General features: G+C 71.4%; 17 protein-coding genes. 7 read left to right on the forward strand and 10 right to left on the reverse strand.

Annotated elements, in window-relative coordinates; all coding sequences use genetic code 11:
- Window positions 1–231: 231 nt before the first annotated feature.
- Together typA and IE136_RS14300 are read right to left on the reverse strand one after the other, a co-directional pair.
- Window positions 232–2133, reverse strand: coding sequence for a translational GTPase TypA (gene typA / locus IE136_RS14295; protein WP_158990084.1), 1902 nt, complete (start codon window positions 2131–2133; stop codon window positions 232–234).
- Window positions 2134–2436: 303 nt separating this feature from the next.
- Window positions 2437–4941: an ABC transporter family substrate-binding protein gene (locus IE136_RS14300; protein ID WP_189600504.1), complete on the reverse strand. Its 2505-nt coding sequence runs from the start codon at window positions 4939–4941 to the stop codon at window positions 2437–2439.
- A gap of 296 nt (window positions 4942–5237) precedes the next feature.
- Between IE136_RS14300 and IE136_RS14305 the strand changes: the two genes are divergently transcribed.
- From IE136_RS14305 to IE136_RS14320, 4 genes are read left to right on the forward strand one after another with little or no spacing between them, the layout of a single operon-like run.
- Window positions 5238–5465: an Rv0250c family protein gene (locus tag IE136_RS14305; protein ID WP_158990080.1), complete on the forward strand. Its 228-nt coding sequence runs from the start codon at window positions 5238–5240 to the stop codon at window positions 5463–5465.
- A 9-nt stretch (window positions 5466–5474) separates the two neighbouring features.
- Entirely contained in the window at window positions 5475–6311 is an 837-nt protein-coding gene (gene sdhC / locus IE136_RS14310; RefSeq protein WP_158990078.1) for a succinate dehydrogenase subunit SdhC, read from the forward strand.
- Between the two features lies 1 nt (window position 6312).
- Window positions 6313–8208: a fumarate reductase/succinate dehydrogenase flavoprotein subunit gene (locus IE136_RS14315; protein ID WP_189600505.1), complete on the forward strand. Its 1896-nt coding sequence runs from the start codon at window positions 6313–6315 to the stop codon at window positions 8206–8208.
- On the forward strand, window positions 8205–8978 hold the full coding sequence (locus IE136_RS14320; protein WP_158990073.1) for a succinate dehydrogenase/fumarate reductase iron-sulfur subunit: 774 nt from the start codon (window positions 8205–8207) through the stop codon (window positions 8976–8978). The genes IE136_RS14315 and IE136_RS14320 overlap by 4 nt, the downstream gene beginning before the upstream one ends.
- Window positions 8979–8999: 21 nt before the next feature.
- Here IE136_RS14320 and IE136_RS14325 read toward each other — a convergent pair whose 3' ends face one another.
- Window positions 9000–10028, reverse strand: a complete 1029-nt coding sequence (locus tag IE136_RS14325) for a glycoside hydrolase family 18 protein (protein WP_158990071.1) — start codon at window positions 10026–10028, stop codon at window positions 9000–9002.
- A 127-nt stretch (window positions 10029–10155) separates the two neighbouring features.
- Between IE136_RS14325 and IE136_RS14330 the strand changes: the two genes are divergently transcribed.
- A complete protein-coding gene (locus IE136_RS14330) occupies window positions 10156–12282 on the forward strand; it encodes a TPM domain-containing protein (RefSeq protein WP_189600506.1) in 2127 nt (708 codons plus the stop codon).
- A 44-nt stretch (window positions 12283–12326) separates the two neighbouring features.
- Window positions 12327–13034: a PspA/IM30 family protein gene (locus tag IE136_RS14335; protein WP_158990067.1), complete on the forward strand. Its 708-nt coding sequence runs from the start codon at window positions 12327–12329 to the stop codon at window positions 13032–13034.
- A gap of 120 nt (window positions 13035–13154) precedes the next feature.
- Here the strand turns inward: IE136_RS14335 and IE136_RS14340 are convergent, their stop codons facing one another.
- The 5 genes from IE136_RS14340 to IE136_RS14360 all read right to left on the reverse strand — a co-directional run bounded on the left by IE136_RS14340 (window position 13155) and on the right by IE136_RS14360 (window position 18378).
- Window positions 13155–15758 (reverse strand): SpoIIE family protein phosphatase, encoded by a 2604-nt coding sequence (locus tag IE136_RS14340; RefSeq protein ID WP_158990065.1) that lies wholly within the window; start codon window positions 15756–15758, stop codon window positions 13155–13157.
- Between the two features lie 147 nt (window positions 15759–15905).
- Entirely contained in the window at window positions 15906–16325 is a 420-nt protein-coding gene (locus IE136_RS14345; protein WP_158990063.1) for an ATP-binding protein, read from the reverse strand.
- 142 nt (window positions 16326–16467) lie between these two features.
- Window positions 16468–16899, reverse strand: coding sequence for a (deoxy)nucleoside triphosphate pyrophosphohydrolase (locus IE136_RS14350; RefSeq protein ID WP_189600507.1), 432 nt, complete (start codon window positions 16897–16899; stop codon window positions 16468–16470).
- A 24-nt stretch (window positions 16900–16923) separates the two neighbouring features.
- Window positions 16924–17103, reverse strand: coding sequence for an SPOR domain-containing protein (locus tag IE136_RS14355; protein WP_158990061.1), 180 nt, complete (start codon window positions 17101–17103; stop codon window positions 16924–16926).
- Window positions 17104–17625: 522 nt separating this feature from the next.
- The gene (locus tag IE136_RS14360; RefSeq protein WP_158990059.1) at window positions 17626–18378 is read right to left on the reverse strand and encodes a GntR family transcriptional regulator; all 753 of its coding nucleotides are present in this window, start codon (window positions 18376–18378) and stop codon (window positions 17626–17628) included.
- A gap of 225 nt (window positions 18379–18603) precedes the next feature.
- Here IE136_RS14360 and IE136_RS14365 point away from each other — a divergent pair, with 225 nt between their 5' ends.
- Window positions 18604–19962: a glycoside hydrolase family 18 protein gene (locus IE136_RS14365; protein ID WP_189600508.1), complete on the forward strand. Its 1359-nt coding sequence runs from the start codon at window positions 18604–18606 to the stop codon at window positions 19960–19962.
- A gap of 93 nt (window positions 19963–20055) precedes the next feature.
- Here IE136_RS14365 and IE136_RS14370 read toward each other — a convergent pair whose 3' ends face one another.
- Both IE136_RS14370 and IE136_RS14375 read right to left on the reverse strand, forming a co-directional pair.
- Window positions 20056–21222 carry a DUF4190 domain-containing protein gene (locus IE136_RS14370; RefSeq protein ID WP_189600509.1) on the reverse strand — a complete coding sequence of 389 codons (1167 nt, stop codon included), beginning with the start codon at window positions 21220–21222 and terminating at the stop codon, window positions 20056–20058.
- A gap of 217 nt (window positions 21223–21439) precedes the next feature.
- Window positions 21440–23014 carry a S8 family peptidase gene (locus tag IE136_RS14375; RefSeq protein ID WP_189600510.1) on the reverse strand — a complete coding sequence of 525 codons (1575 nt, stop codon included), beginning with the start codon at window positions 23012–23014 and terminating at the stop codon, window positions 21440–21442.
- Between the last annotated feature and the right edge of the window lie 38 nt (window positions 23015–23052).

Raw genomic sequence — 23052 nt, forward strand, 5'->3', positions numbered from 1 at the left:
CATGGGCCCTAAGACCGAAATCCGGACAAACTGATCACAGACAGACACCCCCGAAACGGACCGTTAACACACGTTCCGGAGAGCGACGACCGATATCCGGACACCCTGCCCATGAAATGGATTTGACGAAAGGCCCGGGCCCCCACAGTGTCTGCGGGAGCCCGGGCCCAGTTCTGACGCGAGGTCAGTTCGATGCGGCGCGGAACACAGATCGGCCGCCTACGAGATCGTTCAGTTGTTCTTGGCGCGCGAGGCCGTACGGCCGCGCTCCTTCTGGTCCAGGACGACCTTGCGGATACGCACGGCCTCCGGGGTCACCTCGACGCACTCGTCGTCACGGCAGAACTCCAGCGACTGCTCCAGCGAGAGCTTGCGCGGCGGGACGATCGCCTCGAAGGAGTCGGCGGAGGAGGAGCGCATGTTGGTGAGCTTCTTCTCCTTGGTGATGTTGACGTCCATGTCGTCGGCGCGGGAGTTCTCGCCGACGATCATGCCCTCGTACACCTCGGTGCCGGGGTCGACGAACAGCACGCCGCGCTCCTGCAGGTTGGTCATCGCGAAACCGGTGACCGCGCCGGCCCGGTCGGCGACCAGCGAACCGTTGTTACGGGTGGTCAGGGTGCCGAACCACGGCTCGTGACCCTCGTGGATCGAGTGGGCGATGCCCGTACCGCGGGTGTTGGTCAGGAACTCCGTACGGAAGCCGATCAGGCCGCGGGACGGGACGACGAACTCCATGCGGACCCAGCCGGAGCCGTGGTTGGACATGTTGTCCATGCGGCCCTTGCGGACACCCATGAGCTGCGTGACCGCGCCCATGTGCTCCTCGGGGACGTCGACCGTCAGACGCTCGACCGGCTCGTGGATCTTGCCGTCGACCTCCTTGGTGACGACCTGCGGCTTGCCGATGGTGAGCTCGAAGCCCTCGCGGCGCATCTGCTCGACCAGGATGGCGAGCGCGAGCTCACCACGGCCCTGGACCTCCCAGGCGTCCGGCCGCTCGGTGTCGAGGACGCGGAGCGAGACGTTACCGATCAGCTCGCGGTCCAGGCGGTCCTTCACCTGGCGGGCGGTGACCTTGCGGTCCTTCACGGCGGACTTGGCGTCCGCCCCCTTGCCGGTGCCACCGCGGCCGACGAGCGGCGAGGTGTTCGTACCGATGGTCATCGAGATGGCGGGCTGGTCGACCGTGATCAGCGGCAGCGCGATCGGGTTCTCCGGGTCGGCCAGCGTCTCGCCGATCATGATGTCGGGGATACCGGCGACGGCGCAGATGTCACCGGGGCCGGCGACCTCGGCCGGCTTGCGGGTGAGCGCCTCGGTCATCATCAGCTCGGTGATGCGGACGTTGGAGATCGTGCCGTCCCGCTTGATCCACGCGACCGTCTGGCCCTTGCGCAGCTCGCCCTGCTCGACGCGGAGCAGCGCGATACGGCCGAGGAAGTTGTCGGCGTCGAGGTTGGTGACGTGCGCCTGGAGCGGCGCCTCCTCGTCGTACACCGGGGCCGGGACGTGCTCCAGGATCGTGGAGAAGAACGGCTCCAGGTTGTCGCTGTCCGCCGGGACGGTGCCGTCCTCCGGCTTGGTCAGCGAGGCGACGCCGTCACGGCCGCAGGCGTAGACGATCGGGAACTCGATCTGGTCCTCGTCCGCGTCCAGGTCGAGGAAGAGGTCGTAGGTCTCGTTGACGACCTCGTCGATCCGGGAGTCCGGGCGGTCGGTCTTGTTGATGCAGAGGATGACGGGCATCCGGGCCTGAAGGGCCTTGCGCAGCACGAAGCGGGTCTGCGGAAGCGGGCCCTCGGAGGCGTCGACGAGAAGGACGACCGCGTCCACCATCGACAGACCGCGCTCGACCTCGCCACCGAAGTCGGCGTGGCCGGGGGTGTCGATGATGTTGATCGTGATCGGGGCCCCGCCGTCCTTGGGGTGATACTTCACCGCCGTGTTCTTGGCGAGGATCGTGATGCCCTTCTCACGCTCCAGGTCGTTCGAGTCCATCATGCGGTCGTCGAGGTGCTGGTGGGCGGCGAAGGCACCGGCCTGCTTGAGCATGGCGTCGACGATGGTCGTCTTGCCATGGTCGACGTGGGCGACGATGGCGACGTTACGGATGTCGTGGCGCGTGGGCATGGGTGCTTGCGCTTCTCTCGGATCGTGGGATGCGGCGTCGGTTCCTCTTACGCCCGCCGGGCGGACGCGCCACGGCTAAGTCCTATGGTACGGGGCTGCCACGCAAGGGGCTTCCCCGCCCGGATCCGAGGGGGTCTGCTGGAGGTTTTGGGATGCCTCGGTGGTGCGATCGTGCACTGGGTGTGGAGGGGGAGAGCGTGATCAAGCGACCGGGTCAAGGGGCCGGACGTGATCCTGCCCGCCGGGATCACCGGCGGGCAAGGAACTTGAGCTGCTTCTGAGGTTGTGACCTGCTCTTTCTGTTTATTTCCCGGTGTCGCGCTCCGCGCCCTTGGCCGATTCGGGCTTCTTGAACCCGATGTCCTGGTACCGAGGCGTCGCGAAGCCCCAGGCGCCCGCGTTCACCACCTCGGGCTTGGCGGCCACCAGCTGGGGGCGCTGATAGAGGGGAATCGATCCGGCTGCGGCCCAGATCCGGGCGTCCGCCTGGCGGACCAGGTCGCGCGCCTCCTCCTCGTCGAGGGTGGCCACCGCCTGGTCGAACAGCTGATCGATACGATCGGTGCCGACCCGCGCGTAATTCTGCTCGACCAGAAGCGAGCCGTCCGAGGCCGGCTCGGGCTTGGCGAAGATCGGCCGCGCGTCGGTCGCCGGGAAGGCGGTGGCCGGCCAGGAGTAGAGCGCCAGGTCGTAGTCACCGGAGGCGATGTGGTCCTTGAAGAAACTGTCGTCGGCGACCTTGGTGACCTCGGTGCGGATGCCGACCACGTCGAGCATCCGGATGATCCTGTCGCCGACGGCCCGCAGCGACTCCGAGCCGGGGCCGGAGGGCAGGACGAAGCGCAGGCTGAGCGGCTTGCCGTCCTTGCCCAGGGCCTCGGGGGCGGCGGCCGGGGCGGGGGCGGCGGTGCCGCGCGGAGCGTAGGCGCCTGCGACGCCTTGGTCGGGCCCGGCCGCGTTCCTGGCCTTGGCCTCCGTGGCGGCGTCCTGGCCGGTGTCGAGGGACGCGGCCTGGCGGAGCAGTGCCACGTTCTGGAGCGCGGCGCCGGGCGCCGGGGCGAGGACATGGGTGCCGCTCTCGGGGCCCGTCGCGCCGAGGGCGGGACCGCCGGCCTTGCCGTCCAGGGGGCGGGTGCCGCTCTCGGGGCCCGTGACGCCGAGGGCGGGACCGCCGGCCTTGCCGTCCAGGCGGGCGGCGGTGCCGCCGGGCTTGTCGTCGCCGACGATGTAGAGGCCGTCGTCCGAGGCGACGTCGGCCTCGGGCTTCCCGGCCCTGCCGGTGGTGGCGGTCTTGTCGGCGGCGCCCGTGGCGTTCTTGTCGGCGGCCTTCTTCTCGGCGGCCTCCTCTTTCTTCTCGGCGGCCTCCTTCGTCGCCTCGCTGCCCGCCTTCGTCCCGGCCGGCTTCTTGCTCGCGCCGCCCGGTACCCAGCCCGCGTCCGCGAGGAGCGCCCGCGCCTCCTCGGTGTCCTGGTCGCCGAGCGCGTCGCTGTTGTCCGCGTACGCCGCCTGCCCCGCCAGTGCCAGGTGGCTGCCAGGCGGCTTGGCGGGCAGCCCGAGCGGCTTGAGTACGGATTCGGCCAGTTCCTTACGGTCGATCGCGCGGGCCACCGCCCTGCGCACCCGCTCGTCGGCGAGCGGCCCCGATTCTCCGTTGAGCGAGAGCTGGGTGTACGCGGGCTCCAGCGACTTGCGCACCACGAGCTTTCCGAGGGCGGTCTGCTCGGTCGCGTACCGCCCGATGGCCTGCTGGTTCTCCTCGCGGGCGGCCTGGACGATCTCCGCCTGCTCCTCGTCGGAGCCGTGCGCCAGGGCCCACGCCTTGAGCGCGGCGGAGGGTGTGATCGCGGCGCCGGGGCCGTGCGTGAGCGCCTGTCCGCCGTTCCGGCCGGCGCGGGCATCCCGTACCGCGAGCGCGATACGGTCCGCGGCGGCCCGGTCGATCTCGGCCAGATCGAGGCCGCCGGCGGCGAGCGCGGCGACGCGCTCGGAGCGGGGCACGGCCTTGAGGACGAGTTCGTCGAGCTTGGCGGGCTGACCCCACCAGCGGGGGTTGCGGGCCAGCGTGAGCGTGCCGGCCTTGCGGTCGGACGCCTTGAGCAGGAACGGTCCTGCAGTTGACTTCAGCGTGGTGCGCGCGCCGTCGTTGAAGCTGTTCGGGGCTCCCATCACCTCCTTCGGATAGAGGGGGGTGAAGAGGGACTGCCAGTCGGCGTACGGCTTGGCGAAGGTGACCCGCACCTCCAGGTCGTTCTTGCCGCGCTCGATCTTCTCGATCCGCTCGTAGCCGGCGTTGCGCGCGGTCCAGTAGGCGGTGTCCCGGCCGCTGAGGGCGCGCCACTGCGCGACGAAGTCGGGGGCTCCGATCTCGCGGCCGTCGCTCCAGACGGCCTGCTGGTTGAGCTTGTAGAGGACGACCTGCCGGGGCTCGGTCTCGACCACCTGCGCGGACTCGAGGTAGTCCGGGTTGCGCTGGGGCCGGCCGCGCTCGTCGAGGGTGTAGAGCGAGGGGAGTACGGCTCCGGCGACGCGGGAGGTGGAACCGTCGGCGTCGGCCTGGAAGGCGTTGAGCGTGGTCGGCATCGCGTCCAGGGCCCAGCGCAGGGTGCCGCCGTCGGCGACCCGGTCGCGGGCGGCGGGCGCGTGGTCCGGGGCGGCGGCCGGGGCCTCGTCGGCCCCGTCGGCGGAGCTGCAGCCGGCCAGGACGGAAACGGCGAGCACCGCGCTGGTGAGGGTGGCGACGGAGCGGATCGTGCGGGAGCGGGGGCTCCTGGAGCATGTCCTTCCGCGAGGGGCGCCGACCTGGGCCATGACTTGTACCCCTTCGTCCAGTTTTATGGCATTTGGCGATGATCACACCTATTGCTCATACACTGAAAAGGAAGAATCGGATCCCGTGGCGGCGACACGACGGCACGGCGCGGAAACACCACCCGTGCGGCCGAACCGCCGGACGGCGGGGCGCTCCGGACGAGTGGAATCCGGTGCAGGTGGCTTCACAAGCAGGATGTGACGCGCGACACTCTCCCCCAAGGTCGGGTCCGCCCGGCCCGGGGGAACCCCCAGCGCGTGTTCGCCACCCGCGATCGCGGAAGTGAGGGCAATCGATGTCCCTTCAGGACGATTTGGCGGCCGTCAAGCGCTGTCTCGACGACCTGGTCCGCACGGTCGGACAACTGGAACGCAGCATCGCGGCGGAGCGGCGCGCCCCCGCGCCGCCGACCTCGAGCCGGCCCGAGAATCTCGTGACGATCCCCGACACGCCCTACGACAGCGGCCTGTGGACCGACACGGACGACGAGGGCCTGGGAGCACGCGACCGGCACGCGCCCTAGGAGACCTCGTTGGCCACAGGAACCGAACCACCCTCCACCGGAAGGGGGGTGTCCGCCACCGGGGTGCACTCCCCCTCCCGCGCGGCCATCGCCCCCCGCCATCTGCGGACCGACCGGTGGTGGCTGGCGCCCGCCGCCACCGCCGCCGGCCTGCTCGCCTTCATCGCCTACTCCACCTGGCGCGCCTTCGCCAACAGCGACTACTACGCCGCCCCCTACGTCTCGCCGTTCTACTCGCCCTGCCTCGCGGAGAACTGCGTCCCGATGAAGGCCGGGCCCAACTGGGAGATCTTCGGCAGCTGGTGGGGCCTCTCCCCCGCCCTGCTGATCCTGGTCTTCCCACTCGGCTTCCGGCTGACCTGCTACTACTACCGGAAGGCGTACTACCGCGGTTTCTGGGCCTCGCCCCCGGCCTGCGCGGTCGCCGAACCGCACACGGCGTACACCGGCGAGACCCGCTTTCCGCTGATCCTGCAGAACCTCCACCGGTACTTCTTCTACGCCGCCCTCCCGGTCGCCGCGATCCTCACCTACGACACGGTGCTGACCTTCCGGGACGCCACCTACGCCTGGGGTCACGCGGGACTCGGAACGGTGATCTTCCTCGTCAACATCGTGCTGATCTGGGCGTACACGCTCTCCTGCCACTCCTGCCGGCACATCGTCGGCGGCCGGCTGCGGAACTTCTCCCGGCATCCCGTGCGCTACCGCCTGTGGACCCTGGTCGGGAAGCTGAACGCCCGGCACATGCTCCTCGCCTGGGCCTCCCTGATCAGCGTCGCGCTCTGCGATCTGTACGTGTACCTGCTCGCCACCGGCACCTTCGACGACCCGAGGATCTTCTGACATGGCACAGGTCGAACGGCAGCAGTGGGACGTGGTGGTGGTCGGGGCCGGCGGCGCCGGACTGCGGGCCGCGATCGAGGCGCGCGAGCGGGGCGCCCGTACGGCCGTGATCTGCAAGTCGCTCTTCGGTAAGGCGCACACGGTGATGGCCGAGGGCGGCATCGCCGCCTCCATGGCCAACGCCAACCCGCACGACAGCTGGCAGATCCACTTCCGCGACACCATGCGCGGCGGGAAGTTCCTCAACCAGTGGCGGATGGCCGAGCTGCACGCACGCGAGGCCCCGGACCGGGTCTGGGAGCTGGAGACCTGGGGCGCCCTCTTCGACCGCACGGCCGACGGCCGGATCTCCCAGCGCAACTTCGGCGGACACGAGTACCCGCGGCTCGCGCACGTCGGCGACCGGACGGGCCTGGAGCTGATCCGCACCCTCCAGCAGAAGACCGTCTCCCTCCAGCAGGAGGACTTCCGCGCGACCGGGGAGTACGAGTCCCGGCTGAAGATCTTCCAGGAGTGCACGGTCACACGCGTCCTGAAGGACGAAGCGGGCCGGGTGAGCGGGGTCTTCTGCTACGAGCGGGAGACCGGGCGCTTCTTCGTCCTGGACGCGCCGGCCGTGGTCCTCGCGACCGGCGGCATCGGCAAGTCCTTCAAGGTGACGTCGAACTCGTGGGAGTACACCGGCGACGGGCACGCCCTCGCCCTGCTCGCGGGCGCTCCGCTGGTGAACATGGAGTTCGTGCAGTTCCACCCGACCGGAATGGTCTGGCCGCCGTCCGTGAAGGGGATCCTCGTCACCGAGTCCGTGCGCGGGGACGGCGGGGTGCTGCGGAACTCCGACGGCAAGCGGTTCATGTTCGACTACGTCCCCGACGTCTTCAAGGAGAAGTACGCGCAGACCGAGGAGGAGGGCGACCGCTGGTACGAGGACCCGGACAACAACCGGCGCCCGCCCGAACTGCTGCCGCGCGACGAGGTGGCGCGGGCGATCAACTCGGAGGTGAAGGCGGGGCGCGGCTCGCCGCACGGCGGGGTCTTCCTCGATGTGTCGACGCGGATGCCGGCGGAGGTGATCAAGCGGCGCCTGCCCTCGATGTACCACCAGTTCAAGGAGCTGGCGGACGTGGACATCACGGCCGAGGCGATGGAGGTCGGGCCGACCTGCCACTACGTGATGGGCGGCGTCGCGGTCGACTCGGACACGGCGGCGACGGTGGGCGTGCCGGGGCTGTTCGCCGCCGGTGAGGTCGCCGGCGGCATGCACGGCTCCAACCGGCTCGGCGGCAACTCCCTCTCCGACCTGCTGGTGTTCGGGCGGCGGGCGGGGCTCCACGCCGCCGAGTACGCGACGGGGGCGGGACGCCCGGCGATGTCCCCGGCCGCGGTGGACGCGGCGGTGGCCGAGGCGCTCGCTCCGTTCGCCGCGGCCGAAGCTCCGGCCTCGGAAGGGCCGGCGGAGAACCCGTACACCCTCCACCAGGAGCTGCAGCGGACCATGCACGACCTCGTCGGCATCATCCGGCGCGCGGGGGAGATGTCCGAGGCCCTGGAGCGGATCGCCGAGCTGCGCGAGCGGGCGCGGCGGGCGGGTGTCGAGGGGCACCGGCAGTTCAACCCGGGCTGGCACCTGGCCCTCGACCTGCGCAACATGCTCCTCGTGAGCGAGTGCGTGGCGCTGGCTGCGCTGGAGCGCACGGAGAGCCGGGGCGGGCACACCCGCGAGGACCACCCCTCGATGGACCGGGCCTGGCGTTCGGTGAATCTGCTGTGCCGCGCGGTGGACGACGGCGTCGTCCTGGAACGGACGCGTACCGACCCCATCCGTCCGGACCTGCTCGCCCTCTTCGAGAAGGAGGAGCTGGTCAAGTACCTCGCCGAAGAGGAGCTCTACGAGTGAGCAGCTATCAGGCCGCCTTCAAGGTGTGGCGGGGCGACGCGGGCGGCGGCGGACTGCGGGACTTCCAGGTCGAGGTGAACGACGGCGAGGTCGTCCTCGACATCATCCACCGGCTGCAGGCCACCCAGGCGCCGGATCTGGCGGTGCGCTGGAACTGCAAGGCCGGCAAGTGCGGCTCGTGCTCGGCCGAGATCAACGGGCGGCCGCGTCTGCTGTGCATGACCCGGATGTCGGTCTTCGACCGGGCGGAGACGATCACCGTGACCCCGCTGCGGGCCTTCCCCGTGGTGCGCGACCTGGTGACGGACGTGTCCTTCAACTACGCGAAGGCGCGGGAGGTCCCCGCCTTCGTCCCGCCAAAGGGGCTCGCCCCGGGCGAGTACCGGATGGGGCAGCGGGACGTGGAGCGCTCGCAGGAGTTCCGCAAGTGCATCGAGTGCTTCCTGTGTCAGGACACCTGCCACGTGGTGCGGGACCACGAGGAGAACAAGACGGCCTTCGCCGGGCCGCGCTTCCTGATGCGGGTGGCCGAGCTGGACATGCACCCCCTGGACGCGGCCCAGGAGGCGGGCATCGACCGGAAGCGGACGGCGCAGGAGGAGCACGGGCTCGGCTACTGCAACATCACGAAGTGCTGTACGGAGGTGTGCCCGGAGGGCATCAAGATCACCGACAACGCGCTGATCCCGCTGAAGGAGCGGGTCGTGGACCGTCAGTACGACCCGCTGGTGTGGCTGGGGAACAAGATCCGGAGGCGGCCGGAGGCGTAGTACCCGACGGACCCGGCCACGTCAGTGCCAGCCGTGGCGGTAGGCCGCCCAGTCCTCCTCCTTCGCGGCGAAGTCGACGTACAGCGCGACGCCGAACCGTTCGCGGTCGTGGTCCGTGCGCCCCAGGCCCAGCCGGGTGCCGCGGATCGCGGCCGCGACCGTCTCCGCCGAGTCGTGGTGGCCGAGGTCGTCCTCGTGGAAGAACGGCAGGCCCATGAGCAGGTCGGTGGACTCGGGCGTGACCTCGAGGGCGAGGCTGGTCTGCTGGGCGACGTAGCCGCCGTAGAGGCTCTCCAGCGGCATCCAGGTGTCGTACGACATGACGGCGATCTGGTCGACCCGGCGGGCGACCTGCCCGAAGAACTCCTGGGACCACCATTTCTCGCTGCCGCTGAGAGCGCCGTTGACGGTGTGCGCGGCAGGCAGCGGGTCGATCTGGTGGGCGGCGACGGAGAGCGGGACCTTGCGGGCCCTGGTCAGCTCGCCCAGGTCGTCGAGCAGGGACAGGTAGTTCGCGTCGTCCGAGAGCAGGGGTTCCAGGTCGAAGTGGACCCCGTCGAAGCCGGCGTCGAGGATCTGCCGGGCCGATCCCACCACGGCCGCGCGCGAGGCCGCGTCCTCCAGGCGCAGTCCGTCCGGGCCCTCGGTGGCCAGGATGTCGCCCAGCCAGGCGTGCACCCGTATCCCCGGCATCGTCCGGTGCACGTTCTCGATGAGCCACTTCGCGCGGGGGTAGCGCGCCACGGGGAGCGTTCCGTCATGCTCCAGCGGGCCCGCGTGGACGTACAGGTCGCGTATCCCCGTGCCCTTGATCCGGGCCGCGAAGGCGGTGAGGTCGGCGTCCTTCTTCCGGCCGTCCACCCAGGCGTGGCCGAGCCAGATGGCGTCCTTCCCGCGCGTCCGCGTCCCGTCGCGGAGATCCCCCGCGTAGTTCAGCCGCAGGGCGAGCGCGCTGCCGGCCGGCGGCACGACCAGGAGGAGGACGAGCCCGAGCACGACCCACCGCCCCCACCGTCGCCGCCGCCACCAGCCGCGTACGCGTCCGTTCACCCGAGCCCCCAAGAATCTCCGTCGTCGTGATCACCACCGTAGAGGCGGCCACCGACAGTGACGCCGGGCCGCGGTGAACGGGTTCCGCCCGGTCGCGGGCGAACAGATCGGGACATAACCTCCCCATGTGACGCGAACAGCCGCCCGAGCCTCTCTCCGGAGCGTCCTCGCGGTGCTGCTGGCGGCGTGGTGGCTGGTCGTCCCCGCCGTTCACGGCGCCCGTGCCGACGATCCCGTCGTGCTGTCCCGCGAGGGGCAGATCACGGACAGGGTCGGCGCGCTGGGCGACCGCCGCAGCGCGGTCACCCAGGCCCTGGACCGGCTCTACGACGACCAACGGGTCCAGCTCTTCGTCGTCTACGTACGGGACTTCTCCGGGCGATCGGGCCAGAGCTGGGCCGACGCCACCGCCGAGCGCAACGGCCTCGGTGTCAACGACGTGCTCCTCGCGGTGGCCACCCACGACCGTCAGTACGGCTACTCGGCCGACCCGGGCTCGCGCTTCACCCAGGCCCAGATCGACGACGTGGCCCAGACCGCGATCGAGCCCGCGCTGCGGCAGAACGACTGGGCCGGTGCCGCGATCGGGGCCGCGAACGGCTTCGACGCCGTGCTCGCCGGACTGCCCGTGCCGGTGCCCACCATCACGCCGGGCGCCGCGGACCCCGGCGGCGCCGGCGACGAGGGGGGCTCGGCGACGGACCTCCTCGTTCCGATCGTCCTCGTCGGCGGGGCGGGGGCCGTGGCGGCGTACGCGTACAGCAGGCGCCGACGGCGGACCGATACCCGTACGACGCCGAGCGGCGGGCAGGGCTGGGGCGCGCCGAAGGGGCCCACGCTTCCTACGCTGGAGGAGCTGGACGGACGGGCCCGGCGGGATCTGGTGACCACCGACGACGCCGTACGCACCAGCCAGGAGGAACTCGGCTTCGCGACCGCCCAGTTCGGCGAGGAGGCGGTGCGGCCGTTCACCGAGGCGGTGGCGTTCGCGAAGACGGAGCTGACGGCGGCGTTCCGGCTGCGGCAGCAGCTCGACGACGCCTTCCCGGAGGACGACGCGACCCGCCGCTCGATGCTCGACGAGATCGTCCGGCGATGTGATGCGGCGAACGCGCGGCTGGACGCGGAGGCGGAGGCCTTCGACCGGTTGCGGGCCCTGGAGAGCGACGCCGCGGAGGCGCTGAACGTGGCCGAGGCGGCGTGCCGCGAGCAGACCGGCCGGGTCATCACGGCGGAGGCGACGCTCACCGCGATGCGCGGGCGGTACGCCGAGTCCGCGGCCTCCCCCGTCGCGAGCGACGTGGAACAGGCGAAGGACCGGCTGGTGTTCGCGACGACCCATCTGGACCGGGCCCGGCAGAGCGTCGAGGCGGGCGACAACGGCGTCGCGGCCGTGCACATCCGGGCCGCCGAGGGCGCCGTCGACCAGGCTGCCCGGCTCAGCGAGGCCGTGGACCGGAGGGCCCGGGAGGTCGCCGAGGCGGCCGGCAGGCTGCCGGTCGCTCTGAGCGAGACCGAGGCCGATCTCGCCGACGCCCGCGGGCTGCTCCAGGGCACGGCCGAGGGGGTCTCCACCGCCGATCTCCAGGGCCGCATCGCCCGGGCGGAGGCCGTCCTGGCCGATGTGCGCAGAACCGTGGACACGGGGCGCTACGACCCGATCGACGCGCTGCGCCGGGTGGAGGAGGCCGACGGCGCGCTCGACGAGGCCCTGGAGGGCGCGCGGGAGCGCGAGTCGGGCACGCGGCGGGCGCGCGCGCTCCTCGACCAGGCGACGCTGACCGCCCGTTCGGCGATCGGCGCGGCCGCCGACTACATCACGACGCATCGCGGGGCCGTCGGCAGCGAGGCCCGTACCCGCCTGGCCGAGGCCCAGCGCCGACTGGAGCGGGCCGACGCGCTCGCCGCGGCGGGGGACCCGCAGGGGGCGCTGGCCGAGGCCCGGCAGGCGGACGCGCTGGCCCGGCGCGCGCAGGACCTGGCGGAGCAGGACGTACGGACGTACGGGAACCCGAACGGCTTGGGCGGTGTGACAGGGGTAGGAGGGGGCGGCGGGCTCGGTGGTGCGGTGCTCGGCGGCATCATCCTCGGCGGACTGTTCGGCGACAGGGGAGGCAGCCACGGCGGGGGATTCGGCGGTGGGTTCGGGGGCGGTTTCGGGGGCGGTGGTTTCGGAGGGAGCGGCGGGGGCGGGCCCGGCCGCTTCGGCGGCGGGGGGACCCGCGGCCGGCTCGGCGGCGGCGGCCGTTTCTGACCCTGACAGGCCTCTCGCGTTCCTCGGGTTCAAGGAGAAGAAGCATGAGCAAGCAGACCGTCCTCGGCCGTGTCGCGCAGCTGGCGAAGGCCAACATCAACGCCCTGCTGGACCAGGCGGAGGACCCGCAGAAGATGATCGACCAGCTGATCCGCGACTACACGAACAACATCGCGGAGGCGGAGGAGGCGGTGGCGACGACCATCGGCAATCTGCGGCTGATGGAACAGGACCACCAGGAGGACATGGACGCGGCGAAGGAGTGGGGCGACAAGGCCCTGGCCGCGAGCCGGAAGGCGGACGGGCTGCGGGCCGAGGGGCGGACGGCGGACGCGGACCGGTTCGACAACCTCGCGAAGGTGGCGTTGGGACGTCAGCTCCAGTCGGAGAAGGAGGCGCGGGCGGCGGAGCCGACGATCGCCTCGCAGACGGAGATCGTGGAGAAGCTCAAGAGCGGCCTGGACCAGATGAGGGCCAAGCTCGGCGAGCTGAAGGCGAAGCGGGACGAGCTGGTGGCCCGGGCCAAGACGGCGCAGGCGCAGAACCGGATGATGGACGCGGTGAAGGACATCGACGTCCTGGACCCGACGAGCGAGCTGAGCCGGTTCGAGGACAAGGTGCGGCGCGAGGAGGCGAGGGCGATGGGCAAGCAGGAGCTGGCGGCCTCCTCGCTCGACGCCCAGTTCGAGGAGTTGGACGCCCTCGGCGACAGCGCGGAGATCGAGGCCCGGCTCGCGGCGCTCAAGGGGTAGCCGCGGCGCCGTCCGCCTCTCGGGCGCGGGCTCGGTCGCCCCGCGCCCCTCGGGCGAGGGGCTCGGTCGCCCCGGGTCCCGACGCTGCTCGGCCGGGCCCGCGGGGCCGTGCGGTGCTGGTCAGAACATGCTCAGCAGCTGCTCCACGGTCGGTTCGGCGGTGCCGTCGCCGTCCGGCAGGGGCAGCTCGAACCAGACGGTCTTGCCGCGCGGGGTGCGGCGCGCGCCCCAGGCGGCGCTGAGAAGCCCGACCAACTGCAGTCCGCGGCCGCCCTCGTCGGTGTCGCGGGCCCGGCGGCGCCGGGGCTGGACCAGGCCCGCGTCCCAGACCTCGCAGACCAGGGTGCGGTCCCGCAGCAGCCGCAGCCGGATCTCGCCCTCGCCGTAGCGCAGCGCGTTGGTGACCAGCTCGCTGACGAGCAGTTCGACCGTGTCCACCAGCGGTTCGAGGTCCCAGGCGGTGAGCTGGGCGCGGGCCAGTTCGCGGGCCCGGCCGACCGAGCGGGGCTCCCTGGGCAGCCGCCAGTCCCCCACGGCGTCGGAGGGCAGGCCCTGGATGCGGGCCATGAGGAGGGCGATGTCGTCCTCGCCGTGCTGGGTGTCGAGGGTGGTCAGGACGTGGTCGCAGACGTCCTCGAGGGGGCGGGCCGGGTCGGTGAGCGCGCTGCGGAACGCACTCAGTCCTTCGTCGAGGGGGTGGTCGCGGGACTCGACGAGCCCGTCGGTGTAGAGGGCGAGCAGCGAGCCCTCGGGCAGCTCGACCTCCACCTCCTCGAAGGGTTCGCCGCCGACCCCGAGCGGCATCCCGGGCGGCACGTCGAGGAGGAGCGCCTGCTCGCCGGGTTCGACGAGGACCGGCGGCAGATGGCCGGCGTTGGCGAAGGTGCAGCGCCGGGTGACCGGGTCGTAGACGGCGTAGACGCAGGTGGCGAGGTAGACCTCGGAGAGTTCCGGCCCCCGGGCCTTGTGGGCGCGGCCGCTCTGCTGCGCGCCCGCGGGGGCGCCGAGACCGCGGGCGATCTCGTCCAGGTGGGAGAGGACCTCGGCGGGCTCGAGATCGAGCTGGGCGAGCGTGCGCACGGCGGTGCGCAGTTCGCCCATGGCGACGGCGGCGCGCAGCCCTCGTCCCATGACGTCGCCGATGACCAGCGCGGTGCGGTGGCCCGGGAGTTCGATGACGTCGAACCAGTCGCCGCCGACCTCGGTGGCCGTGGTGCCGGGGAGATAGCGACAGGCGATGTCGAGACCGGCGGCCTCGGGGTCGCCGGGTGGGAGCAGGCTGCGCTGCAGGATCAGGGCCCGCTCGTGTTCGCGGCGGTAGAGACGGGCATTGTCGATGCAGACCGCCGCGCGCGCGGCCAGTTCGACGGCGAGGGCCCGGTCCCGCTCGCCGAACGGCTCGCTGCCCTTGGTGCGGGAGAACTGGACGAGGCCGACGACGGTGTCGTGGGCGACCATCGGGACGACGAGGGTGGACTGGACGAGGCCGCCGTCGGCGCCCGGCACCGCCCGGACGCGTCCGGTGCGCAGCGCGCCGGCGCAGGGAGAGTTGAAGGGGTAGCGGTGGACTGAGCCGACCTCGACGGGACCGGTGCCGGTGGCGGTCGCGCAACAGCTGTCGCCGGCGCCGGTGGCCGTGGTGGCGGCGGGGGTCCTGAGCGGCGTGTCGGAGACGGCGCTGGCGAAGGCGACCCGGCGCAGTTCGGCGCTGCCGGCTCCGTAGCCCACGTCGTGGGAGCTCCCCCAGCGTCCGGGTGGGGCCTCGTCCCCGGTGAGCAACCCCTGGTAGAGGTCGACGGAGGCGAGGTCGCAGAAGCCCGGCACGGCGACGTCGAGGAGTTCCCGGGCGGTGGCCTCCAGGTCGAGGGAGTTGCCTATGCGGGCGCCGGCCTCGTTCAGCAGGGCGAGGTTGCGGCGGGCGTTGGCCGCCTCCCGGGCGGCGTTGTGGCGCCGGGTCACGTCGATGCCGAGTCCGGCGACGCCGATGGGCCGGCCGGTGCCGCTGTGCACGCGGTAGAGGTTGATCGACCAGTGGCGCCGGTCGCGGGAGCCGGGCGGGGCACCGACGATCTGGAGCTCGGTGACGGCCTCGCCGGTCTCCAGGACGCGCTGGAGGGCTGCGGTCATCCGCTCGGCCTCGGGCCGCGAGAGGTAGTCGTGGACGGTGCGCCCCCGGTGGTCCTCGGCCGAGCCGCCGAAGACGGTGGCGAAGCGCTGGTTGGCGCGCTGCACCGTGAGGTCGGTGCCGAAGAGGAGAAAGCCGAAGGGGGATTGGCCGAAAATGGCCTGCGAGGCGGCGAGGTCGGTCTCGATGCGCCGCAGGGCGCGGACGTCGACGACGATGCAGAGCGCGGCCCGCTCTCCGGTCGGCGTCTCGCTCGGCATGACGTACATCTCGGCGATGCCCTCGCGGGTCCCCTCGCGCCGGGTCTGCCCCGGGATACGGAAGGGGACGAGGCCCGTCCATTCCTTGCCGTCGAGGATCTCCGCGACGCGGCGTCGGCCCCGCTCCCGCAGGTCGGCGGGCATGAAGGCCTCGACCGGGTCCTTGCCCATCGCCTCCTGGGCGGGCACGCCGAAGAGATCGACGGCCCGTCGGCTCCATTGGTCGACGAGCCCGTCGGGCCCTATCGAGAAGGAGGCGACACGGATGTAGTCATAGATCGAGCCGGGCGGGCTGCTCTGCCACACGACGCCGCTCGCCGACTCAGGTATCTCGCTCACGCGACCGTCCCCTCCAGCTCACCGCACCGGACCGGCCATGCCCGCAGTATTCAGCACTACGGCCCCCGACGGCACGACGTTCACGATCACAGGGTGGTCTCGTTCATTTCCAGCCGAGCCCGTGGTGATCGTTGTCCTTCCCTCCTTCTAACCAGGCAGGGCCAGCTCGAACCACACCGTCTTGCCCGTCCTGCCTTTGCGGGTCCCCCAGCGACGTGCGGAACAAGCCACGAGCTGGAGGCCGCGGCCCCCCTCGTCGTCGGGTCCGGCGGGGCGCTCGGTGGGGGGATCCGGAAGCGGATCGGAGACTTCCACGAGCAGGGCGGGGCGGTGGGCGGTGTCGCTCCCCCCGGAGGGGAGGTGAACCAGCCGGACCCCGATCGGGCCGGAGGCGTAGCGCAGGGAGTTGGTCACCAGCTCGCTCACCAGCAGAACGGTGATGTCGCCGACGGCCGCGTCGATCTTCCAGGTCCGGAGCGTGTCGCGTACGACGTGCCGGGCGGCGCGCACGGCGTTGGCCTCCGCCGGGAAGGTCCACTCGGCGCAGTCGCCTTCGGTGTCGATCACGCCCGATCACTTCCCCAGCCCAGTTTCAGCAGGAAGACCCACGTCCTATTTCGGGGGGTTAATCAGGACATACCCGATATTCAGGGCGTGATATCGCGGAGAGGGGACGAGGGGGCGCACGGTGGCACGAACGGCGTAGGGGTCAGCCGCGCACTCGGTCCGCCGGGACGGCGGGCAGCCGCAGGCCGGCCTCGGCGACGGCGGGCCGGTCCTGGTCGAGCCAGTCGACGGAGTCCAGTTCGTGCCGGGCCAGCCAGCGCAGTTCGTCGTGGTCCTGAAGTGCGCGCGGCTCACCCGAGAGCAGCCGGGCGGTCCACACCTGGAGGACATAGCCGGGCTTGAGGGGCCACTCGCCGGGAATCCGCTCACCCGGTTCGGTCTCCACGCCCAGCTCCTCGCGCAACTCGCGGACCAGCGCTTCCTCGGCGCTCTCCCCGGGCTCCAGCTTGCCGCCGGGCAGCTCCCAGCGGCCCGCGAGCTCGGCGGGGGCGCTGCGGCGCGCGGCCAGCAGGCGCCCCCGGTCGTACACGGCTCCGGCGACCACGACGACGTGGTCCACGCTGCGATCTGTCATGGACCGGAGCGTAACCCGCGCGGGTCAGAGCGCGGGCTGGCCGATGCGCTCCACCCAGTAGAGCTGCTCGTGTCCGCGGTCGTCGAGACTGTCGGCGATCTTCTGGGCCTCGTCCTCCGTGGCGTACCGCCCGACCCGGTAGCGGTTGCCGTTGTCGTCCTGCCGTATGACCAGCCAGGGCAGGACAGGGCCACTGTCGGTCATCGGGCTTCCCCCTTCGCCGGTCCGGGCACCTTTAAGGATCTCCAGGAAACAGCAATGCGCATATGCCCGAGCTTACGCCTGACCTTTACACAGCGGATACGGGTTTTCACAAAGAGGTACGGATCCGGCTGGGAAACGACGGAGGGCGGCCGAAGATCAGGGTTCCGGGGTGGGCCTGGGCGGCCCCCGGGCGGCGCGGTCGGCGTTTGCCGGCCCGGTCGGCAGGGGGCAGTGACATCGGGCGGGACCTGTCGCTCCGGGCCGGGTTCCTCGCGCCACGCCTCGCCGCGCTCGGCGTCGAGGAGCGGCAGAGCGAGCAGATCGGCCCGCCCGGACGGGGCGGCCGGCGATGTCCGGGAGTGGTACGACGCCGTGACGCGGACCGCGCAGACATGAGCCGCCGTCACGTCCTCGAACGCCGCCTCGGGGTCGTGCGGCCCGTTCGGCCGGGCCAGGTGGCAGCGCCCTTCTCGCCGCCCAGCCGATGAGCGGGCGGAGGGCCAGGGCCAGGCCGCCCGGTGGTCAGCGCACCGGCAGGTGGTAGGCGATGCGGTACCGGTCGGCCGGGACGACCACGTCGGCCGTCTCCACCGCTCGCCCCGAGGCGTAGTACGTCCGCTCGACCACCATCACCACATGGCCGGGCACCCCACCGAGCGCCAGGAGCTCCTCCGCGAGGCCGGGGCGGGCGCCGACCTCCTCCACCACGTTGTCGACGACGACGTCGATCGCCGCCATCCGCTCGACGACCCCGCAGCCGCCCAGCGGCCCCTCCTCGGGCAGCATCACAGGTGTCCGGCCGGTGACCGAGAGCGGCTCCCAGGAAGTGGAGAGCATCATCGGCTCGCCCGCGTCCCGGTAGACGTACCGCGTGCGCATCACCCGCTCCCCCGGCTCGATGCCCAGCCGGGCAGCCACGACGGCATTCGCCGGCTCCTGCTCGCTGCTCGACTCCCAGGTGCCCCGCGCACCGTCGGCCGCCTGCTCCTGCCGGAAGGGGTTGGCTCCGGTCGGCGGCCGGTACCCGGAGCGGGCGATCCGGCGCGGCACCGGCCTCTCCCGTACGTACGTCCCCGAGCCCGAGCGGCCCTCGACGAGCCCCTCGGCCATCAGCACCTTGCGGGCCTCCAGCGCCACCGTGTCCGAGACCCCGTACTCCTCGCGGATCCGGGCCTGCGAGGGCAGGCGGGTGTGCGGCGGCAGCAAGCCGTTGGCGATCTTCTCCCGGAGATCGCTCGCCACACGCAGATAGGCGGGCTGCTCACCGAACGTCACTGGACACTCCCCTCAGGTTGACGGACAGCTACAGAGTGACAACCCTCGGTGTCCACCCGCAAGCATGGGCCAAGGTTTCACCCGAAGTGATGACTCACCTTTACGCCTGCACTTACCGCAGGTATAGACCCCCAGTTCCCACCCCAAGCCTTGACCCTAATGGTCCAGACCAATACGTTCCTGGGAGCACCGCTCCCTTCCGGCACTCGCACAGGAACGAGCCTCATGCGTCGCAGAACCCTTTCCCGGCTGACGATCGCCGCGGTCTCCCTCGGCCTGGTGGCCGGTCTCGCGCCCGCCGCCGGCGCCGACCCCGTGTCCCACACCGAGAGCCGCCCGTCGTACAAGCGCGTCGGTTACTTCACCCAATGGGGCGTCTACGGACGGAACTTCCAGGTCAAGGACCTGGACACCAGCGGCACGGCGGCGAAGCTGACCCATGTCAACTACGCCTTCGGCAACGTGAGTCCGGACGGCAGGTGCTTCACCGGCAACGTCCCCGGCGAGGCCGACGCCTGGGCCGACTACGTCCGGCCGCTCGACGCGGCGGGCTCGGTGGACGGGGTCGCCGACACCGCCGACCAGCCGCTGGCCGGCAACTTCAACCAGTTGCGCGAACTCAAGGCCAAGCATCCCGGACTCAAGGTCATGATCTCGCTGGGCGGCTGGAGCTGGTCCACCCACTTCTCCGACGCCGCCCGCACCCCCGCCTCCCGCAAGGCGTTCGTCTCCTCCTGCATCGACCTGTACATCAAGGGCGACCTGCCCGTCGACGGCGCCCGTGGCGGTGCGGGAGCGGCCGCGGGCCTCTTCGACGGCATCGACCTCGACTGGGAGTGGCCCGCGTCCGCCGGTGACGTCGACACCGTCTTCCGCCCGGAGGACAAACAGAACTTCACCGCGCTCGTACGCGAGTTCCGCACCCAGCTCGACGCGTACGCGAAGTCCCGGAAGGGCAGCGGCGAGGACAGGGACAGAGGCAAGCGCAGGCACTACGAACTGACCGCCTTCGTCCCGACCGCCCCCGCCAAGATCGACGCCGGGTTCGAGGTCCCCAAGATCATGCGGGACCTGGACTTCGTCAACCTCCAGGGGTACGACTTCCACGGCCCCTGGGAGTCCACCACGGCCCAGCAGTCCGCCCTGTTCGCGAAGGGCGACTTCAGCGTCGACCAGACCGTCGGCGACTGGCTGCGGCGCGGCGCGCCCGCCCGCAAGCTGGTGGTCGGCATGCCGTTCTACGGCCAGGGCTGGACGGGCGTCACGGGCGGCGGCGACGGCCTCGGACAGCCGGCCACCGGCCCGGCCCCGGCCACCTGGGCCAACGGGTACGAGGACTACAAGGCGCTCAAGAAGCTCGCCGACTCCGGGTCGTACACCGTGCACCGCGACCGGAGGAACGGGCACGCCTGGCTCTTCGACGGCACGACCCTGTGGACGTACGACGATCCGCAGGTGCTGCGGGCCAAGTCGGCGTACGTACGCGCCAAGAGGCTCGGCGGCGCGATGTTCTGGTCGCTGGACGGGGACACCCCGGACGGCGAGCTGATCACGGCCGTCGACCGGGGCCTCGGCCGCCGCTGAGGCACGCTCGACGGCACGCGCGCGTGGGGCCGGGTCTCCTCCGGGAGACCCGGCCCTGCGCATACGGCGGCCGCGGCGGCCGACGACACGGCGTCAGACCGACGTACCCGGCCCCGACTCCGCCGTCAGTCCGAAGCTCCTGCGCGCAGCGGGCTCCGACTTCCAGGTCGTCATGTCGTAGGCCGTGTCGTAGTGCTCCCAGAAGGCGTCCGCGTCGGCCGCCTTCGCGAGCTCGTCCCATTCCTCGGCCGCGGCGTCGATCTCCATGACCATGGCAGCAACCGGCGCCGAGACCTTCGCGGGCCACTGACGGCCCTTCAGGGCGGTGCTCGCACCCGTGAGGGCGGTGCGGACCTGGCGGGCCCACGCCGTGTTGCTCGCCAGGTCGACGTCCGCGTCCTCCTCCGGCTCCGCCCTCAGAGCGACGTCGATCGGGTTGACGGCCCGCAGGAAGGCGACCTGACCGGCGTCGAGGTTGGACCCGTCGCTGCGCAGCGAACCCTTGATCGGATCACCGCCGTCGACGACGAACGAGCAGGCCACGGTGCGGTCGCCGGCGCGCCAACTGCGGTCGCTCGGCCGGTGGTGGTACGTCCAGACGTCGTCGGGGATCGCCCAGGTGTCCAGCGCGTACGCGTCACCGATCTTCTCGCAGCGGTCCGCCGCGATCCGGTCGATCGCCTTCTCCCCCGGCCACGCGGTGAAGCCGGTGAGCAGGAAGGTGCCGGTGACCTCGCCCTCGTGCGCCACCGCGCAGTCCACGACCTTCACGTCCGAGGTCGGCGCCTCCAGTTTGCCGTCGACGTTGTAGCACTGGCCGGTGCGCAGCGCGAAGGCCGACTGCGAGCGGGAGGCCTCGTCCATGCCCTTCTCGAAGCCCTTCCACGCCTCGCCGAAAGCGCCGCTGACCAGGCCGAGGATCATGAGAAGACAGCAGATCGAGGACAGCACGATGCCGGTGACCGCGAATCCCGTGCCCGTCTGGTTCTTCTTCTTGATCTGCGGCAGGGCTATCAGGCCGAAGACCAGGCCGAGCGGCGGAAGGCAGCAGACGATGCCGGAGACCAGGGAGGCGATGGCCAGCCCGTTGGCGGTCCTCGGCGGCGCCCCGTAGAGACCGGGGCCGGGGCCCAGACCGGCTCCGGGACCGTACGGCGTGTAGGGGCCGGGGTGGTACGGCCCCGGCCCGGCGGCGGGACCCGGAGCGGGCCGGCCCTGCTGCGGCGGCGGGGAATCCTGGGGCGGCTGGATGGGCTCCACGAGTACGGTGCTCCTGCGGGGACGGGCGATACGAACAGACGAACGGGCGCGCATCGTACGCGGTCGGGCGGCAGGGGCGGCATCCGGGTGACAACCGCGACATTCCAGGACGGTGGGGCGAGGAAGGGGCGGTCGCCCGCCGGCGACCGCCCCTCACTCACGTACGAACTCCGCGGACTCCCTGAACCTCTCGAACTCCCTTACGGATGCCTCCCGCTCAGAACTGCAGGGCCCAGGAATCGATCTTGCCGGTGTCGTAGTTCGCGTTGTCGCTGACCCGCAGCTTCCACGTGCCGTTCGCGACCTCGGAGGAGGCGTTGACCGTGTACGTGGTGTTGATGTTGTCCGCGCTGCCGCCGGTGCCGTAGGCCTTCAGCGTGTACGCCGTGCCGTCGGGGGCGATGAGCTGGACCTGGAGGTCACCGATGTAGGTGTGAACGATGTTCACAGGCACCTGGAGGGCGGACGGCGCGTTGCCGGTGACGCCGCTGACGGTGACCGGGGACTCGACGGTCGCGTTGTCGGCGATCGCGTAGTCGGCGGTGTTCTCGAACCGCTTGCCGGGCGGCGGGGTGGTGCCGCCGCCACCGACGAAGAGCAGCTTGTTCGGGGAGCCGGTGCCGGGGCTGGTCACCACGTTCGGGGTGGCGGCGGTGGTCAGCGCCGTCGACACCTGGGCGGGGGTGGCCGTCGGGTTGTCGGCGAGGTAGACCGCGGCCGCGCCCGCGACGTGCGGGGTGGCCATCGACGTACCGGAGATGGTGTTGGTGGCGCTGTCACTGCTGTTCCACGCCGAGGTGATGGAGGAGCCCGGGGCGAAGAGGTCCAGCGCGCTGCCGTAGTTGGAGAAGCTGGAGCGGGCGTCGGTGTTGGTCGTGGAGCCGACCGTGATCGCCTCGGCGACGCGCGCCGGCGAGTAGTTGGAGGCGTTGGAGTTGTCGTTGCCGGCCGCGACGGCATACGTGACGCCCGAGGCGATCGAGTTGCGCACGGCCGTGTCGAGGGCCGAGTCGATGCCACCGCCGAGGCTCATGTTGGCGACGGCCGGCTTCACGGCGTTCCGGGTCACCCAGTCGATGCCGGCGACGACCTGCGCGGTCGTGCCGGAGCCCTGGTTGTTGAGCACGCGGACGCCGATGATCTTGGCCTTCTTGGCGACACCGTAGGCGTTGCCCGCGACGGTGCCGGCGACGTGGGTGCCGTGGCCGTGGCCGTCCTGGGCGACGTTGTCGTTGTCGATGGCGTCGTAGCCGTTGGCGGCGCGGCCGCCGAAGTCGCTGTGGGAGATCCGCACACCGGTGTCGATGATGTACGCCGTCACGCCCTGGCCCGCGGTGTCCGGGTAGGTGTAGCTCTGGTTGAGCGGGAGGGCCTTCTGGTCGACCCGGTCCAGGCCCCAGGACGGCGGGGAGGGCTGCGTACCGTTGATCGTGAAGACACGGTTCTGCACGACGGACTCGACGGCCGGGTCGGCGGCGAGCTTCTTCGCCTGCGCCTCGGAGAGTTCGACGTTGAAGCCGTTGAGCGCCGAGGTGTACGTCTTCTTGATCTTCGCGCCGTGCTTGGACGCGACCGCCCGGCCCTTCGAGGTCTCCGCCGGGGCGGACTCCTTCAGGGTGACGATGTAGCTGCCCGCGATCGTCCCCGGGGCTCCGGCGTTCTGGATGACACCTTCCGGGGCGGCCTCGGCCGCGGTGGCCGGGAGGGCGGAAACGGTGCCGAGAGCCAGGGCGGCGACGGCTATGGCGCTGGCGGCGTTGAGTCTGCGCCGCGAGTCACGCATCACTGACATGTGAGGGATCCTCCTCATTGGTGGTGCGCTGCTGTGGG

It is taken from the genome of Streptomyces lateritius (assembly GCF_014649715.1).
In the GTDB taxonomy this organism is placed as follows: Bacteria; Actinomycetota; Actinomycetes; order Streptomycetales; family Streptomycetaceae; genus Streptomyces; species Streptomyces lateritius.